The following is a 16657-nucleotide window of genomic DNA, read 5'->3' as shown; positions in this document are numbered from 1 at the left end:
CAGTCGGCTGATGGAAGACTCGGAGGGTGCATCTCCTCGCGGTCCTCAGCATGAAGAACCGGGCGCTCATCGCGCTCGTCACCGTCGTCATCGCCGTCTTCGGCGGAGTCGCCCTGACCGGGCTCAAGCAGGAGCTCGCGCCGTCGATCTCCTTCCCGCAGCTCGCCGTCGTCACGTCCTACCCGGGCGCCGCTCCGGAGGTGGTCAACGACGACGTCTCGACGCCGATCGAGACCGCCATCCAGGGGGTGCCGGGGCTCGAGACGACCAGCGCGACGTCCTCCACGGACTCCTCCCTCATCTCGGCGTCCTTCACCTACGGCACCGACCTCGCCACCGCCGAGCAGAAGATCCTGCAGGCGATCAACCGGATCAAGAGCACGCTCCCGGACGGCGTCGACCCGCAGGTGGTCACCGGCTCCCTCGACGACCTGCCGGTGCTGCAGCTCGCCGTGTCGAGCGACGGCGACGCGGACGCGCTGGCCGAGCGCCTGCGCACCACGGTCATCCCGGACCTGGAGAAGGTCGAGGGCGTGCGCGAGGCGGCGCTCGTCGGCGAGACCGCCCAGCGCGTCACGATCACTCCCGATGACGCGGCGCTCGCCGCGGCCGGCCTCTCGACCGGCGACATCCGCTCGGCCCTGCAGCAGAACGGCGTGCTCGTCGCGGGCGGACAGATCACCCAGGACGGGTCGACCTTCTCGGTGCAGTCGGGCGTCAAGCTCGACTCGACCGACGCGATCGCGGCGCTGCCGCTGCTGCCGTCCGCAGGTGCCTCCGCGGGTGCGGGCGGCGCCGGTGCGTCAGCGGGCGCGGGTGCCTCCGCGGGCTCCGGCGCTTCGGTCGGCGGCTCCGACGTCGGAGCGGCGGCGGGAGGCGCGGCCGTGACCGCGGAGCCGACGGTCACCACCCTCGGCTCCGTCGCGACGGTCGCCGTCACCGACGCCCCCGTCACCTCGATCTCGCGCGTCAACGGCCAGCCCGCCCTGACCCTCTCGATCACCAAGCTCCCCGCCGCGAACACCGTCGACGTGTCGACCGGCGTGGCCGCGCTGCTCCCGGACCTCGAGGAGTCGATCGGCGACAACGCCGCCTTCACCCCGGTCTTCGACCAGGCGCCCTACATCCAGGAGTCGATCGCGTCGCTCGCGCAGGAGGGGGCGCTCGGCCTCGTCTTCGCCGTGCTGGTGATCCTGCTGTTCCTGCTGTCGGTGCGCTCGACCCTGGTCACGGCCATCTCGATCCCGACCTCGGTGCTGATCACCTTCATCGGCCTGCAGACGGCCGGCTACACCCTCAACATCCTGACCCTCGGCGCGCTCACCATCGCGATCGGCCGTGTGGTCGACGACTCCATCGTCGTGATCGAGAACATCAAGCGGCACCTCGACGCGGGTGAGGACCGGGCCCGGACCATCGCGGTCGCCGTCCGCGAGGTCGCCGGCGCGATCACCGCCTCCACGATCACCACGGTCGCGGTGTTCCTGCCGATCTCGTTCGTCGGCGGCACCACGGGCGAGCTGTTCCGGCCCTTCGCGCTGACCGTGTCGATCGCCCTGCTCGCCTCCCTCGTGGTGGCGCTGACGATCGTGCCGGTGCTCGCCTACTGGTTCCTCCGCCCCTCGAAGCGGCCGGCTGTGCGCCAGGCCGCGCAGGCGGCGCTCGCGGAGGAGCGCGCGGCGGCCGGAGGGGCACCCGCCTCGGGCGTCCCGGCCGACACCGCTGCGCCGGTGGAGGAGGCCCCGCACCACGGCGCCCACGCCGCTCCCCGGCGGGCGCGCGGGCTGCAGTCGGTGTACGGCCCGATCATCCACTGGACGCTGAAGCACTCGGTCGTCACCGTCCTCCTGGCGCTGCTCGTGCTCGTCGGGACCGGTGCGCTGTATCCGCTGATGAAGACGAACTTCCTCGGCTCCAGCGGGCAGGACACCTTCACCGTCACCCAGACGGTCCCCGTCGGCCAGAGCCTCGACGCGCAGGACGCGACGGCGCAGCAGGCGAGCACGGCGATCCTCGGCGTCGGCGGCGTCGAGACCGTCCAGCTCACCGTCGGCTCCTCCGGCGGCCTGCAGAGCGCGTTCGGCGGGGGAGGCGGCGGCGGCACCTCGATCCGCTACTCCGTCACCACCGACGAGTCGGCCGACCAGGAGGCCGTGCAGGCGGACGTCCGCGACGCGCTGTCGGGCGTCGCCTCGGCCGAGGACATCAGCGTCGCCGCCTCCTCCGGCTTCGGCGCCTCCTCGGACATCGAGGTCGACCTCTCGACCGCCTCGCAGAGCGACCTCCAGAGCGCGAGCGACCAGCTCCTCGAGGCCCTGCGCGGGACCGACGGGATCAGCCAGGCCGAGAGCAACCTCTCCTCCTCGCTGCCCTACATCGCGGTGCGGGTCGACCGCGACGCCGCGGCCCGGGCGGGTCTCAGCGAGGTCGCCGTGGGCACGATCGTCAGCCAGGCGCTCCAGCCCAGCCAGGTCGGCAGCGTCGTGATCGACGACCGCACCCTCTCGATCTACCTGGCCGACGGGCAGCCGCCGGCCACCGTGGACGAGCTGCGGAACCTCGAGGTGCCGACCCTCACCGGCGCCGTCGCGCTCTCCACCCTCGCGGCGGTCGAGCAGACGGACGGTCCGGCGAGCATCACCACCGAGCGCGGGCAGCGCACCGCGACCATCACCGTCACCCCCGAGGGCGACGACCTCGCCTCGGCCAACGTCGCCGTGCAGAACGCGATCGACGCGACGGCGCTTCCGGCCGGTGTCGATGCCTCCCTCGGCGGAGTGACCGCCGACCAGGCCGACGCGTTCTCGCAGCTGGGCATCGCGCTGCTGGTCGCGATCCTGATCGTCTACGTCGTGATGGTGGCGACGTTCCGCTCGCTCCTGCAGCCGCTGCTCCTGCTCGTGTCCGTGCCGTTCGCGGCGACCGGCGCGATCCTCCTGCAGGTGATCACCGGCGTGCCGCTGGGCGTGCCGTCCCTGATCGGCGTGCTGATGCTGATCGGCATCGTCGTCACCAACGCGATCGTGCTCGTGGACCTGGTGAACCAGTACCGCGACCGCGGGATGCCGGTGCGGGAGGCGCTGCTGCACGGCACCGAGCGGCGGCTCCGGCCCATCCTGATGACCGCCCTCGCGACGATCTTCGCCCTCCTGCCGATGGCGCTGGGGATCACGGGCCACGGCGGCTTCATCTCGCAGCCGCTGGCGATCGTCGTGATCGGCGGCCTGGTGTCCTCGACGGTGCTGACCCTCGTGGTCCTGCCCGTCGTCTACAACCTGGTCGAGGGGTATCGTGAGCGGCGGCGTGCCGCCCGCGCCGGGAAGGCGTCGGCATGACGGACATCAGGGATGCGGCCGAGACGGTCGGCTCGCGCTGGCGCAGCGGCCCGGAGCGCGCCACCGCGGTCCTCGACGAGATCGGTCCGGAGCGCTTCGTCGCCCGCGACTTCCGCCCGGGCACGCTCCGGCACCTCGTCCTGATCCGCTTCCGCCCGACGGCGCTGGTCGCCGAGGCGGACGAGGTCACCCGCCGCTTCCTCGCCCTGGCCGACGAGTGCGTCCGCGACGGACGGACCTACATCGAGTCGATCGAGACGGGGCCGCAGCTGAGCATCGAGGGCGCGGGCGAGGGCTTCGACCGCGCGTTCCTGCTGACCTTCTCCTCCGAGGGCGACCTGCACTACTACCTGGGCCGGCCGGCCGTCGAGGACCCCGCGCACTGGGATCCGGCGCACGACGCGTTCAAGGAGTTCGTCGGGCCGTTCGTCGACACGGCCGGCATCGTCGCGTTCGACTTCCGACCCGAAGAGCACTGATGGCGACTCCCGACTTCGTGCTGCGACTGCGCGAGCGGATCGGGACCGAGCTGCTCTGGCTCACCGGCGTGACCGCGGTGATCCTCCGGGAGGAGCCGGCGCTCGAGGTCCTGCTCGTCCGGCGCGCCGACACCGGCGCCTGGACGGCCGTCACCGGGATCATCGACCCGGGCGAGACCGTCGCCGGCACCGCCCGCCGCGAGGCGCAGGAGGAGGCGGGCGTCGAGATCGAGGTCGAGCGCCTCGTGCAGGTGCACACCCTGCCGCCGATGCAGTACCCCAACGGGGACCGCTCGCAGTACCTCGACCACGTGGTGCGCTGCCGCTGGATCTCGGGGGAGGCCCACGTCGCGGACGACGAGTCGACCGAGGTCGGCTGGTTCGCGCCCGACGCGCTGCCGCCGATGTCGGACGAGCACCGCGCCCGGATCCAGCGGGCGCTGTCGGACGAGCCGGGCTGCTCGATCGACTGACGGCGGGGGTGCGCGCCGGACGAGGCGGGGCCGCCTCTCGGGAGCGGCACACGGATCGGAGCGGGCGCTGCTCAGACCGGACGCGCGAAGCAGAGCACCGCGTCGTCGCCGACGTGGGCTCCGAAGCCGTCGATCGCCGTGAAGCCGAGCGCCCCGGCCGCCGGGGCGAGCTCCGGCGCGGCGGCCAGGCGCAGCGTGCGGATCCGCTGCACCCGCGCCCACGACTCCGCCGCCGCGACGAGCCGTCGGGCGACTCCCGTGCGCCGGTGGACGGAGGCGACCACGAGCTCCAGCACCTCGGCGAAGTCGTCCGGGCCGGGAGCGAGCACCAGCACGCCGGCCGCCGCCCCGTCGATCCGGGCGATCAGGACGCGGGCGTGCGGGGGTGGGACCGCGGCGAGGAGGCCCTCCGCTCCGGCTGCGTCCTCGAGGCGGACGACGACTCCGCTCACGAGCCCAGGTGGGCGCGAAGGAACTCGACGACCCGAGCACGCAGAGCGTCGTCGAGGAGCGCGATCGAGTGCAGCGAGCCGGGGAGGACGAGGAGGTCGACCCTCGAGCCCGCTCCGCGCAGCGCCTCGGCGAAGCGGGTCGACTGGCTGAGCGCGACCCGTTCGTGCGCCGCGTGCGCGATGAGGAACGGCGGCTCGGAGCCGTCCACCTGCGCGAGGGGCGAGGCGGCGGTCGCGGAGGGGCAGGAGGCGAGGTCCGCGCAGTCGAGGTAGCTGCGCACGGCGGCCGCGACTCCGACAACCGGGTCGTCGTCGGCGAGGCCGGCGGCGCTGAGATCGGAGGGGCCGCTCAGGTCGACCACGGCGGCCAGGTGCGACGAGGTCGCCGGCAGCGTGCCGAGCAGAGAGGCGAGGTTGCCGCCGGCCGAGCCGCCGAAGGCCGCCACCCGCTCCGGATCGATGCCGAAGCGCGCGGTCTGCTCCGGCTCGAGCAGCCAGTCGAGGGCGGCCGTCACATCGTCGAGCTGCGCGGGGAACACGGCGGCGGGCGCGAGGCGGTAGTCGACCGAGACGGCGACGAACCCCTCCGATCCGAGCCACTGGCAGATCGGACGCCAGTTCGCGTCGGCCTTGCCTCCACGGGCCCAGCTGCCGCCGTGCACGACGAGGACGGCGGGCCGCGGCTCCGCCGACGGGGCAGGGGAGGAGCAGACGTCGGCGCTCTGCCCAGTGCTCGCGTCGTAGACGACGTCGGCCGTCACGCTCACGCCGGACCAGTCGGGTGCGGGTGCCGCTCCGAGCGCCTGCGCCACCGGCTCCGAGACGGGAGTGGTGCTCGCGCAGCCCGAGAGGAGGAGTGCGAGGGCGGCCAGGACCGCGGCGACGCGTCGCGGGGATCGGGTGGGCTCGCGCATGAGTGCGATCAGCGTACGGGGTGCCCGGCGCCCCGGATGCGGCACCCCCGCGATCAGGGGGTGCCGGGCTCGCGCTGCAGCCGGACCAGGACGACCCCCGCGAGGATCAGCGCGCCGCCGCCGAACTGGATCGGCGCGGGCAGCTCGCCGAGGATCAGCCATGCGGCCGCGATCGAGAACAGCACCTCCGTCAGCCCGACGAAGGAGGCGATCCGCGTGCCGAGGCGGCGTCCGCCCTCGATCCCGAGCAGATACGCCAGCACGGTCGACATGCCGAGGATCACGCCCGCGGGGAGGAGCCAGCTGACCTCCGCTCCGACGAACACCACCTCTCCGAACGTCGCGCGCAGCGGTGTGACGCCGAGCGCCCCGAGTGCCAGCAGGATCGCGGCGCCGACCGTCATCGCCCCCGCCGTGAGCGCGATCGGCGGCAGCTCCGGATCCACCCGGCCGGCGATGACGTAGTAGACGCACAGGCCGAGCGAGGCGGTCAGCGCCCAGGCGATGCCGACCAGCTCGGGCGTCGACTCGCCGGACAGGTCGAGCACGAGCACCAGGCCGCCGAGCGCGAGAGCGGAGCCGGCGAGGGTGAAGCGGCCGGGGTGCCGGCGGGTGCGCGCCCAGGCGAGGAGGACGAGGAACACCGGCGCGAGGTACTCGATCAGCAGGGCGACGCCGACCGACATGTGCTCGATCGCGCTGTAGAAGCAGAGCTGCGCGGCGATCACGGCGAAGACTCCGTAGAGGGCGATCGTGCCGAGGTTGCGGCGGAGCACGGGCCAGCGGCCGCGGAGGGACAGGACCGCCGGGATCGCGAGGATCAGGGCGGCGCCGCCCGCGCGCCAGAGGACCGCGGACGCCGGCGTCCAGCCCGCCTCGAGGAGCGGCTTCACGAACGGCCCGCCCAGACCGAACGCCGCCGACGCGGCCAGCGCCGCGACGAGGCCCGAGCCGAGGCGCCGTGCAGGCGCGGGCGCGCTCGCGGCGGGGAGGGTGACGGCGGCGGTGCTCTCGGCGGTCATGCTCGGCTCCTTCAGGAGTCAAAAGGATTACACTCGTGACAGCGAGCTGATCGCACACTACTGAGCCGCACTGTCAGGAGTCAACATGGTGTTCGCCTATGACGTCGAGGCGTCACTGACCTCCACCGCCACCCTCGTCAACACGCTCCCCGAGCTGTCGCCGTCCGGCGAGGACGAGATGGCGACGATCGAGCAGCTGGACGACTTCCTCCTCGAGAACCGGTACACGGGCAGCCGCGACGGATCGACCGAGGAGCTGGAGGCCGTGCGGGCGATCCGCTCCTCCCTCCGCACCCTCTGGCTCACGCGGGCCGAGGAGGACCTCGTCCCCGTCGTCAACGGGATGCTCGACTCCGGCCGCGCGCTCCCGCAGCTGGTCCGGCACGGACCCTACGGCTGGCACCTCCACGCGACGCGCGACGAGAGCCCGCTCGCCACGCGCATCCTGGTCGAGGCCGCCATGGCGTTCGTCGACGTGATCCGCGGCGACGAGCGCGAGCGGATCCGCGTCTGCGCGGCGGAGGACTGCGAGGCGGTGCTCGTGGACTTCTCCCGCAACCGCTCGAAGCGCTACTGCGACACGGGCAACTGCGGCAATCGCGCGAACGTGGCCGCGTACCGGGCTCGGCGGGCGTCGCAGTAGCGGACGGGCGGTAGTTGCGCGCGGGCGCGCGTCGATCGTGCTGCGGCTCGGGGCCGGGGGGCTGTATGCGGGGCGACTCCGCGGGGGACCGGTCGCGGAGGTGCGCGACTCCCGGGCTTCGCGGCTCCTAGGCTTCGCGGCTCCCGACCTGAGCGGCTCCTGGCCGCACGTCTCCCCGCCCTAGCCAGGCTCCGGGGCCGCGTGTAGACTCGCTCGGTCGGCTCTTGACACCGTGCGTTCTCGTGCGGATGGGTTTGTTAGTCAAGTGGGCCGAGTCTCCGACAGTCGTCGTGAGACGAATCACATGTGTGAATCGGCCCCGGTCAATGACTCGCCCGGGTTCTCCCCCTGCTGCCCCGCAGCAGTCCAGCGCACGGACGCCCCTCACGACGGGGCTCCTCCGGCGTCGCCTCCTCGCGCACGACCTGAACCCAGGAAGAACTGCCATGCCCAAGAACAAGAAGCCCGCCGGCGGACGTCCGGCCAAGAACTTCGAGCCCAACCGCTTCGGCGCCTCGAGCGGCAAGTCCCAGCTCGGCGGCCGCTCGCGCTTCCCCGGCGCCAAGCCGGGCTCGCGCAGCGAGGGCCACCGCGGCTTCCGCGCCGTCGACGAGAACGCCCCCAAGAAGGCGCGCTGGAACGCCGACGAGCGCGCCGAGCGGGCCACCGAGCGCGCCGATCGGCCCGCCCGCGGGAACGACCGCGACGAGCGGCCCTCGCGCGGCTACGACCGCGACGCGCGGCCCTCGCGCGGCTACGACCGCGACGCGCGTCCGGCCCGCTCGAACGACCGTGACGAGCGTCCGGCCCGCGGGTACGACCGCGACGCACGCCCGGCCCGCTCGAACGATCGCGATGAGCGTCCGGCGCGTTCCTTCGACCGCAGTGACCGTCCGGCTCGTTCCTTCGACCGCGATGCGCGTCCGGCCCGCTCGAACGATCGCGACGATCGTCCGGCGCGTTCCTACGGGCGCGATGAGCGTCCGGCGCGTTCCTTCGACCGGAGCGACCGCCCGGCCCGTTCCTTCGACCGCGATGCGCGTCCGGCCCGCTCGAACGACCGCGACGATCGTCCGGCCCGCTCCTACGGACGCGACGACCGTCCGGCCCGCGCCGGCGACCGCGACGAGCGCCCCTCGCGCGGCTACGACCGCACCGAGCGTCCCGCCCGCTCGTTCGACCGCAGCGACCGTCCGGCCCGCTCCTTCGACCGGGACGCGCGCCCCTCGCGCGGCCACGACCGCGGCGACCGCCCGACCCGCTCGTTCGACCGCGACTCCCGGCCCTCGCGCCGCGACTCCGGCTCGGACTTCTACCCCAGCCGCGACGCCCGTGCGCCGCACCAGGCCGACGACGTCGTGCTCGAGCGCCTCGAGGCGACCGCCACGCTCGCCGTCGACGTCGAGGGCGTCACCTTCGGCGACCTCGGCCTGGGCGGGAACATCGTCCGGATGCTGACCGAGCTCGGAGCGGCCGCGCCGTTCCCGATCCAGGCCGCGACCATCCCCGAGGTGCTCGCCGGCAAGGACGTCCTCGGACGCGGCAAGACCGGCTCCGGCAAGACCATCGCCTTCGGCGCCCCCGTCGTCGAGCGCCTGATGGAGAACAACGGAGCGAAGGGCCGCAAGCCGGGCCGCGCTCCGCGCGCGCTCATCCTCGCGCCGACCCGCGAGCTCGCCATGCAGATCGACCGGACGATCCAGCCGATCGCCCGCTCCGTCGGCCTGTTCACGACGACCATCTACGGCGGCGTCCCCCAGTACAAGCAGGTCGGAGCCCTCCAGCGCGGAGTCGACATCGTCATCGCGACGCCGGGCCGCCTCGAGGACCTCGTCGAGCAGGGCCGCCTCGACCTCTCGAACATCACCATCACGGTGCTCGACGAGGCCGACCACATGTGCGACCTCGGCTTCCTCGAGCCCGTGCAGCGCATCCTCCGTCAGACCGCCGACGGCGGCCAGCGGCTGCTGTTCTCGGCCACGCTCGACAAGGGCGTCGCGACGCTCGTCGACGAGTTCCTGGTCGAGCCGAGCGTCCACGAGGTCGCCGGCGAGGACCAGGCGTCCTCGACCATCGACCACCGCGTGCTCCTGATCGAGCACCGCGACAAGGCCGAGATCATCGAGCAGCTCGCCGCCCGCCAGGGCAAGACGCTGATCTTCGCCCGGACCCGCGCGTTCGCGGAGCAGCTCGCGGAGCAGCTCGACCACGCGGACATCCCCGCGACGAGCCTCCACGGCGACCTCAACCAGTCGCGCCGCACCCGCAACCTCGCGCTGCTCACCAGCGGACGCGTGGACGTGCTGGTCGCGACCGACGTGGCCGCGCGCGGCATCCACGTCGACGACATCGACCTGGTGATCCAGGCCGACGCTCCCGACGAGTACAAGACGTACCTCCACCGCTCCGGCCGCACCGGCCGCGCGGGCAAGACGGGCACGGTCGTGACGCTCATCACGCGCAACCGCCGCCGCCGCATGGAGGAACTGCTCGACCGTGCCGAGATCGAGGCCGAGATGATCGAGGCCCGCCCCGGCGACCGCGTCCTGCGCGAGATCAGCGCCCCGGCCGAGTAGCCGCCGACCGCACGACGACGAGGCGCGGACCCCTGCATCGGGGTCCGCGCCTCGTCGTCTTTCGTGGTGGGTGCTGTGGTGCGGCGTGACGGCGAGTGCCGGGTCGTGGTGACCCTCCGACTCCGCACTGCGCAGGGCTCCGCGCTGTACCGCTTCCCGTGGGGCGGCGCTGCGTTGCGCGACTCTGTGCTGGACGGCTCTGTGCTGGACGGCTCTGCAGTGCCCGGCTTCGCGGAGGGCTTCTGCACGCACGAACGCCGAAGGGCGGACACCGCGAGGTGCCCGCCCTTCGGCGTGTTCACCGGCCGGAGCCGGTGAGGGGAATCAGCTGGCCGGGGGGGTCAGCACGGTGTCGATGAGGTAGACGGTCGCGTTGGCGGTCTGGACGCCACCGCAGATGACGGACGCGTCGTTGACCTTCAGGTCGTCGCCGGAACCGGTGACGGTGAGGTTGCCACCCTGGACGGTGGCGTGGTCGCCGGCGATCGCGTCAGGGGCGATCTGGCCGGGGACGACGTGGTAGGTCAGGATCGAGGACAGCGTGGCGGCGCCCTCGGGGGTCTTGAGGGAGTCGACGGTCGCGGCGTCGAGCTTGGCGAACGCGTCGTCGACCGGGGCGAAGACGGTGAACTCGCCGCTGTTCAGCGTGTCGACGAGGTTGACGTCGGGGTTGAGGCCACCGGAGACCGCAGCGGTCAGGGTGGTGAGCAGCGGGTTGTTCGACGCGGCGGTCGCGACGGGGTCGAGCGACATGCCCTCGACCGAGCCGGCGCCGTCCGGGACCTGCTCGGCGTAGGCGGCACAGCCGGGACCGACGAGGTTCGCGGCCGGGTCCATGGTCGCCATGGGGGTCGAGGAGGCGGAGGCCGACGAGGTGGCCATCGGGGTCGACATCTCGGTCGCCGCGTCGCTGGCGGCGGTGGTCGAGCCGCTTCCGCTCGAGCAGGCGGTGAGGCCGAGGGCGGCGGTGCCCAGCAGGGCGAATGCGGCGAGGGCGGAACGCTTGGTGGATCGCATGGGATTACTCCTTCGTGAGACGGCCCCCACGTGATGCGGAGGACCTGTTCTGTGTGGACCGTTTCGCGGCCGTTGACATGTGTTCGGAGCCCTCCCTGCGGGGGTTTGGATTTCTTTCGGTGATCTAGGTAACGGCTTCGTAACGGCAGGGAACCGGGACGGCGGGCGGCTGCTCCGCCGCGTCGATTACCCTGGAGACGTCGCGCGCACGCGTCGACACGACGACGAGAGGACGGGCGAGTGCAGACCCGAGGTGCACGAGTGGCTCGCGGCGTCGCCGCCGCTCTCGCCGCGACCGCCACGGCCGCCGCCTCCCACACGGTCGCGGGCGCCGAGACCCCCACTCCTGCCGTGCTCGCCCTCGCCGCGGCGTTCGCCGTCGTCGTCTGCGTCCTCCTCTCGGGGCGCCGTCTGTCCCTTCCCCGGCTGACGCTCTCCGTGCTCCTCAGCCAGATCGCGTACCACGGCCTCTTCCTCATCACGGGCAGTGGTGGGGAGGTGAGCGTGGTCGGGACGACGGGCACCGGCGCGCACTTCCACGACGGGTCGACCATCGAGCTGATCGCCGGCGGAGGCGGACACGCGGCTCACGCGCCGGTGATGCTCGTCGCCCACCTCGCTGCGGCTGCCTTCACGATCGCGTCGTTCCGGTACGGCGAGCGCCTCTTCTGGACGCTGGGAGCAGGCCTCCAGCGCGTCGTCGTACGGATCGTCGCCCGCGCGTCCGCGGTCGCGCTCCCATCGGCACCCGGCGTCTCGATGACGGGCACCCCCGAGCCGCGGGCGCCCCGTTCCCTCGACGCGGTCCTCTCGATCCTCCGGCACCGCGGGCCGCCGCTGCGGGTCCTCCGCGCCGCCTGACGCCCCTCCCGTGCGGGAGCGGCTCCGGTCGGCGCCTCCGCATGCACCGCGAACCCGCGCTGCGTCCAGAACTCCCGGCCCCGCGCCGGATCTCCCCCGAGGACACGACCGTCATGACCCGTTCTTCTTCTTCTTCTTCCTTCTCGCGGCTCCGCCTCGTCGGCAGCGGCGCACTCGTCGCCGCCGGATCGATCGCGCTCGCTGTCGCCGCGCCCACTGCGGCCAGCGCCCACGTGACCGCGGCGGCGAGCAGCACCGCCGCCGGCTCGTACACGGTGGTGACGTTCTCGCTGGCCCACGGCTGCGAGGGCTCGCCGACGACGGGACTCACGATCACGATGCCCGACGGCATCAACTCGGTCAGCCCGACGATCAACCCGAACTGGGACGTCGTGAAGAACGAGGTCGCAATCGCCGACCCGGTCACCGACTCCCACGGGAACACCGCGACCGAGCGGGTCTCGGACGTGGTCTACACGGCGAAGACTCCCCTCGCCGACGGCTACCGCGACACCGTCGCCCTCCAGCTTCAGCTCCCCGAGGACGCGGCGGGCTCCACGCTGGAGTTCCCCGTGCTGCAGACGTGCGAGACCGGCAGCACCGCCTGGGACCAGCCGACCGTCGACGGCCAGGACGAGCCCGAGCTGCCCGCTCCCACCGTCGCGGTGACCGCGGCGGAAGCGGGGTCCGGCCACGGGGGCGGACACGACGACGACGGCGACGGTGACGACGCGGTCGCGACCACTGCCTCGGCGACGACGGCCACGAGCGGCGACGACGTGCTCGCCCGCATCCTCGGAGTCGGCGGGCTCGTCGTCGGCGCGGTCGGCGTGGCCGTCGGGCTCGCCTCCCGCCGCCGCGGACCCCGGGCGTCGGCGTGACCCGTCGGAAGGCCCTCGTCGCCGCTACCGCGATCGGGCTGCTCGGTTCGATCGCGGTGGCGGCGCCCGCGAGCGCGCACAACTACCTCGTCTCGACGACTCCCGCTGCGGACTCGACCGTGACGGAGCAGCCGGGAACGCTGGTGCTGACGACGAACGACGACCTGCTCGTCCTCGGGACAGACGGAACGGCGGCGGCTCTGCGCGTCGTCGGGCCGGACGGGCTCTACTACGGCGACGGCTGCGTCAGCGTCGTCGGGCCGGAAGCGTCGATGCCGCTCGAGCTCGGCGCGGCGGGGGAGTACGAGGTGACCTGGCAGGTCGTGTCGACCGACGGGCACCCCGTGTCGGGCCAGTACGCGTTCGACTGGGCACCGGTCGACGGGACCGCGCTCGCCGACGGGTCGGACTCGGTCCCGGACTGCAACGGCACCGTCGCGCTCTCAGGAGGACAGGCCGAGTCCGCCGACGAGGCGCAGGCGACGTCCGGATCGGACCCGGCACTCCTCGGGGACGTCCTGTGGATCGGCGGCGCTCTCGCCGCGGTCGCCGCCGCCATCGGAGTGACGCTCCTCGTGCTGCGACGGCGGCCCCGCGACTGAGGCTCGTGACCCTCCTGTGACGACGGCCGGTCAGCTCAGGAGGCTCGCGAGGGGCCCATCACCGAGACCGGTCAGGACGGCCGCCGCGTCCTCGTAGACGGCGACGGCCCCAGCCTCGCGGAGTTCGTGCTCCGAGGTACCGCCGGAGAGGACTCCGACCGTTGCCAGGCCCGCGCGCTCGGCGGCCAGGACGTCCCAGGTCGCGTCGCCGACCATGACGGCGCGGTCGACGGAGACGCCCGCGCGGTCGAGCGCGATCGAGATCAGGTCGGGTGCTGGCTTGGCGGTCGAGACGTCTGCGCCGCTGGTGACAGCGTGGACGGAGCCGCCGAAGTCGAGGACGTCGAGAAGCACGTCCAGCTCGTTCTGCGGTGCCGAGGTGGCGAGGACGACGTGGACGCCTCGACCGACGAGCGTCGCGACGAGCTCGCGAGCTCCCGGGAGTGGAACGATGCGTGCTGTCGTCTCGGCGTAGTTCTTGGTGTGCAGCGACTTCACCAGTGCGCGCTGCTCCTCCTTCACGTCGTCCTCGAGGAGCATGTCGAGCAGCTCCGACGAGTCTGCGCCGATCGCTCGTTGGATGTGCCAGGCGGGCACGACGAGGTCGGCCTGCCAGAAGGCGCGCGACCACGCCTCGACGTGGAGGAAGTTCGTGTCGGCGAGGGTCCCGTCGATGTCGAAGAGCACCGCCGAGGTCCCCGTCGTCGCGTCTTTCCTGTCCTTCGTTCCTGCCATGTCGCTGCCCCTCTTGTCGCTTCCACGCCGATCGGCCCGTGCGTCCACGCTACGCGGGCGCGCCGAAGCGGGCCCGCCCCTTGACCTGCCGGTCCACGCCACCCGACCTGCCCCTTGTCACGGCCCGCCGGTCCCGGTTGGATCGTGTCTGCCCTCCGTCCCGTTCCCTGGCTCCCCGGGCCGGGTGACATGCTGCCGTCCCGTCGGGCTCGTCCAGCGCAGCGTGCCGTCCGGCTCCTGCCGGTGCGTCCACCCCGTGGTGTGGCGGAGCCGGTGGTGGTGTCGGCAGAGGTGCGCGAGGTTGTCGGCCGACGTGGTGCCTCCGTGCTGCCAGTCGTTCGTGTGGTCGACGTCCGCGCGGCGCGTGCTGCGGGTGCATCCCGGGAACCGGCAGGTCCCGTCGCGGTGCTGGAGGTGGCGACGCAGGTCCGCCGGCACTCGGTAGGAGTCGCGTCCGACGGAGAGGACCGCTCCGCTCTCCGGATGGGTGAGCAGCCGCGTGAACGAGGGAGCACCTGCTGCGAGACGCCGCGCGGTCTCCGGATCGACGGGTCCGTATCCGTCGAGGACGGCGGGCTGGTCGGAGCGCCCGAGGAGGGTCAGTGCAGGCACGGTCACCGCGACTTCGGCGCGCACTCCCGCCGGCATCGACGTGCCGTCTCCGTCGGCCGATGTCTCCCCATCGACCAGCAGCGCAGCGGCGATGTCTGCGCGGAGCTGGCCCAGCGTCCGCTCCTCGTCCGGCAGATCCGCGAGGGAGCGGGCGGCCCGGTCGATCCTGTCCATCGCACCGAGCACATCGGGAGCTGCGGTGTAGAGGTGCAGGATCGCCATCCCGTCGTCGAGGCCCTCCACCCAGAGCGCGCGACGACGGGCGCAGTCCCGATGACGTTCGCTGAGCGTCTGCGGGTGCAGCCGCTCCCGGAGCGACCGGAGGGCGCGTCGCAGCTGGGGCGGCGTGCAGGCGACCGCGATCGTCGCGGCCTCCTCGTCGAAGCGCCCACGGGCCTCAGCCGGGACGTCGATTGCTCCTCGCACCACGAGTCGCGCATGCTCGGGGGAGAGCGCTCCGTCCGCGAGTGCGCGCAACGTCGCCGGGAGGTCGTTCACCAGCAGGCGTGCCTCGTCGACCAGTGCAGAGGCGTGCGCCTCCGAGACCCGGAGTCCCGTCGCGAGCTCCGCGATCAGCGCCCGGTGCGCCGCCTCCGCCTGATCCACCTGCACCTGGACGTGGTCGCCGATGAGAGCCGCCGGTGCCGCCATCGCGAGGCGGCGTGCCTCCTCGATCGCCCGGTACCGGGATGCCTCGACGGCAGAGCGCTCGGCGTGCCGTGCGCAGACCGTCCCCACCGAGGTCAGCAGGTCGCTGCCGGAGGCCTCCGGATTATTCGTGATGTGCATGTCGCCAGTCAAACGATCGCAGGCGTTCCACGGGTGGCTCCCCGCTCGCTCTGTGAGAAGAACGTCGAGTCGACCGCCTGTGGAGGAGCGACTACCTCCTGGCCTTCAGGCGTAGGCGCGCACTGTCTCCCGGATCGTCTGCGCGTGCTCGTAGATCTCGTCGAGCGAGGCGATCGGGTGCCGGGTCTCGACCTTCTCGGCGTCGAACGTGCCGAGGTACTTCTGCTTCCGGTTGAAATGGAGACGAGCCACCGGCTTCCGGTTGTTGTCGTCGAGGATGACGGCGAAGTACGACTTCGCGTCTCGCTGCGCGATCCGGTTCACCTTCACTTCGCTGCAGGCGATGGCCTTGATGATCTGGTAGCCCTCGAGCTCTTCCAGCGTCGTCTCGATGTCGCTCTGCTCCTCGAGCTCCTCCTCCACGACGACCTGGCTGGTCAGCGACTGCTCCGCTGCAATCGCCTCCGTGCGGGGGAAGTTGGGTGCGCCGAGGGCGGTCTTCAGCCGCTCGTTGACCTGTTCGTTGAGGAACTGCTTCGAGGCTTTCGAGACGAGTGCGGAGAACTGCTCCCTCACCTTCTGCGTGTAAGCGCCGTCGTAGACCCGCGTGGTGAAGAACTTGATCCACTCGTCGCTCGGAGCGGTGAATTGAGCGCCGAGCTCCCGCTTCAGCTGCCCGATGTACTTGAGCTCGCCGGCCGCGTTGATGATCGAATCGAGGTCGAACACCTCTTTCGTGAGCTTCATCAGCTCGGGGATGAGAGTCTCGTCGATATCCGTCAGGTCGAGTACCAGGAACGGCTTCGCGTCCATGCGGTTGGGCGCGTCGAGGTCCGTGTAGAAGTGGTACTGCTCGCCGTTCGTGAGGATCGCGATCCTCGCGTTCGTGACGGCGAAGTAGCGGAAGAGCTGCGAAGCGTGCTCGATGCGGAGCGGCTCGGTGGACTTCTTGCATTCGATCAGCATCTGCACATCGCCGTTGTGGACGATCGCGTAGTCGATCTTCTCGCCCTTCTTCACTCCGACGTCGGCGATGAACTCGGGAACGACCTCGAGCGGGTTGAAGACGTCGTATCCGAGGATCGTCGAGATGAAGGGCATGATGAAGGCGTTCTTGGTCGCCTCCTCGGTCTGGATGATCTCCCGCTGCTGATGGACCTTGGTGGCCAGGGCGATGAGACGTTCGGTGAATTCCACGGTTGACTCCCGGTGAAGCTGAGCTGACATCGATGCAGACGAATGCTCTCCGATGAATGTCGGTCAGCG

15 protein-coding genes are annotated in these 16657 nt (G+C 72.1%); 8 read left to right on the top strand and 7 right to left on the bottom strand.

Going from position 1 to position 16657, the window contains the following annotated elements; translation table 11 throughout:
- The first annotated feature begins 26 nt into the window (after positions 1-26).
- From GSU40_RS13300 to GSU40_RS13290, 3 genes are read left to right on the top strand one after another with little or no spacing between them, the layout of a single operon-like run.
- Positions 27-3335 carry an efflux RND transporter permease subunit gene (locus tag GSU40_RS13300; RefSeq protein WP_160035269.1) on the top strand — a complete coding sequence of 1103 codons (3309 nt, stop codon included), beginning with the start codon at positions 27-29 and terminating at the stop codon, positions 3333-3335.
- On the top strand, positions 3332-3814 hold the full coding sequence (locus tag GSU40_RS13295; protein ID WP_160035267.1) for a Dabb family protein: 483 nt from the start codon (positions 3332-3334) through the stop codon (positions 3812-3814). Before GSU40_RS13300 ends, GSU40_RS13295 begins: the two co-directional genes overlap by 4 nt.
- Positions 3814-4287, top strand: coding sequence for an NUDIX domain-containing protein (locus tag GSU40_RS13290; protein WP_104246894.1), 474 nt, complete (start codon positions 3814-3816; stop codon positions 4285-4287). The genes GSU40_RS13295 and GSU40_RS13290 overlap by 1 nt, the downstream gene beginning before the upstream one ends.
- A 71-nt stretch (positions 4288-4358) precedes the next feature.
- Here the strand turns inward: GSU40_RS13290 and GSU40_RS13285 are convergent, their stop codons facing one another.
- Genes GSU40_RS13285 through GSU40_RS13275 form a run of 3 tightly spaced genes read right to left on the bottom strand, consistent with a single transcriptional unit; the run spans position 4359 to position 6675 of the window.
- A complete protein-coding gene (locus GSU40_RS13285; protein WP_104273638.1) occupies positions 4359-4739 on the bottom strand; it encodes a GNAT family N-acetyltransferase in 381 nt (126 codons plus the stop codon).
- On the bottom strand, positions 4736-5653 hold the full coding sequence (locus GSU40_RS13280; protein ID WP_160035265.1) for an alpha/beta hydrolase: 918 nt from the start codon (positions 5651-5653) through the stop codon (positions 4736-4738). Before GSU40_RS13280 ends, GSU40_RS13285 begins: the two co-directional genes overlap by 4 nt.
- 53 nt (positions 5654-5706) lie before the next feature.
- Complete coding sequence (locus GSU40_RS13275) at positions 5707-6675, bottom strand: DMT family transporter (protein WP_104257663.1); 969 nt, start codon at positions 6673-6675, stop codon at positions 5707-5709.
- Positions 6676-6760: 85 nt separating this feature from the next.
- On the opposite strand from GSU40_RS13275, the gene GSU40_RS13270 reads away from it, so the two are divergent.
- Positions 6761-7318 carry a CGNR zinc finger domain-containing protein gene (locus GSU40_RS13270; RefSeq protein WP_104262740.1) on the top strand — a complete coding sequence of 186 codons (558 nt, stop codon included), beginning with the start codon at positions 6761-6763 and terminating at the stop codon, positions 7316-7318.
- 446 nt (positions 7319-7764) lie between these two features.
- Complete coding sequence (locus GSU40_RS13265) at positions 7765-9894, top strand: DEAD/DEAH box helicase (protein ID WP_160035263.1); 2130 nt, start codon at positions 7765-7767, stop codon at positions 9892-9894.
- 324 nt (positions 9895-10218) lie between these two features.
- On the opposite strand, the gene GSU40_RS13260 is transcribed toward GSU40_RS13265, so the two are convergent.
- Positions 10219-10911, bottom strand: coding sequence for a fasciclin domain-containing protein (locus tag GSU40_RS13260; RefSeq protein ID WP_104223824.1), 693 nt, complete (start codon positions 10909-10911; stop codon positions 10219-10221).
- 261 nt (positions 10912-11172) lie between these two features.
- Between GSU40_RS13260 and GSU40_RS13255 the strand changes: the two genes are divergently transcribed.
- From GSU40_RS13255 to GSU40_RS13245, 3 genes are read left to right on the top strand one after another with little or no spacing between them, the layout of a single operon-like run.
- Positions 11173-11772, top strand: a complete 600-nt coding sequence (locus GSU40_RS13255; RefSeq protein WP_160035261.1) for a hypothetical protein — start codon at positions 11173-11175, stop codon at positions 11770-11772.
- Positions 11773-11813: 41 nt separating this feature from the next.
- The gene (locus GSU40_RS13250; protein ID WP_160035259.1) at positions 11814-12653 is read left to right on the top strand and encodes a YcnI family protein; all 840 of its coding nucleotides are present in this window, start codon (positions 11814-11816) and stop codon (positions 12651-12653) included.
- A complete protein-coding gene (locus GSU40_RS13245; RefSeq protein ID WP_160035257.1) occupies positions 12650-13255 on the top strand; it encodes a copper resistance CopC family protein in 606 nt (201 codons plus the stop codon). The genes GSU40_RS13250 and GSU40_RS13245 overlap by 4 nt, the downstream gene beginning before the upstream one ends.
- Before the next feature lie 30 nt (positions 13256-13285).
- On the opposite strand, the gene GSU40_RS13240 is transcribed toward GSU40_RS13245, so the two are convergent.
- The 3 genes from GSU40_RS13240 to GSU40_RS13230 all read right to left on the bottom strand — a co-directional run bounded on the left by GSU40_RS13240 (position 13286) and on the right by GSU40_RS13230 (position 16588).
- Positions 13286-13990, bottom strand: a complete 705-nt coding sequence (locus tag GSU40_RS13240; RefSeq protein WP_160035255.1) for an HAD family hydrolase — start codon at positions 13988-13990, stop codon at positions 13286-13288.
- A 117-nt stretch (positions 13991-14107) separates the two neighbouring features.
- Positions 14108-15391 (bottom strand): HNH endonuclease signature motif containing protein, encoded by a 1284-nt coding sequence (locus GSU40_RS13235; protein ID WP_160035253.1) that lies wholly within the window; start codon positions 15389-15391, stop codon positions 14108-14110.
- A gap of 105 nt (positions 15392-15496) precedes the next feature.
- Positions 15497-16588: a type I restriction endonuclease gene (locus GSU40_RS13230; RefSeq protein WP_244229484.1), complete on the bottom strand. Its 1092-nt coding sequence runs from the start codon at positions 16586-16588 to the stop codon at positions 15497-15499.
- Positions 16589-16657 lie beyond the last annotated feature (69 nt).

This window comes from Rathayibacter sp. VKM Ac-2805 (genome assembly GCF_009834265.1).
Classification (GTDB): domain Bacteria; phylum Actinomycetota; class Actinomycetes; order Actinomycetales; family Microbacteriaceae; genus Rathayibacter.
The sequence above is the reverse complement of the archived record's forward strand: the minus strand, read 5'-3'. Positions and strand labels throughout refer to the sequence as shown.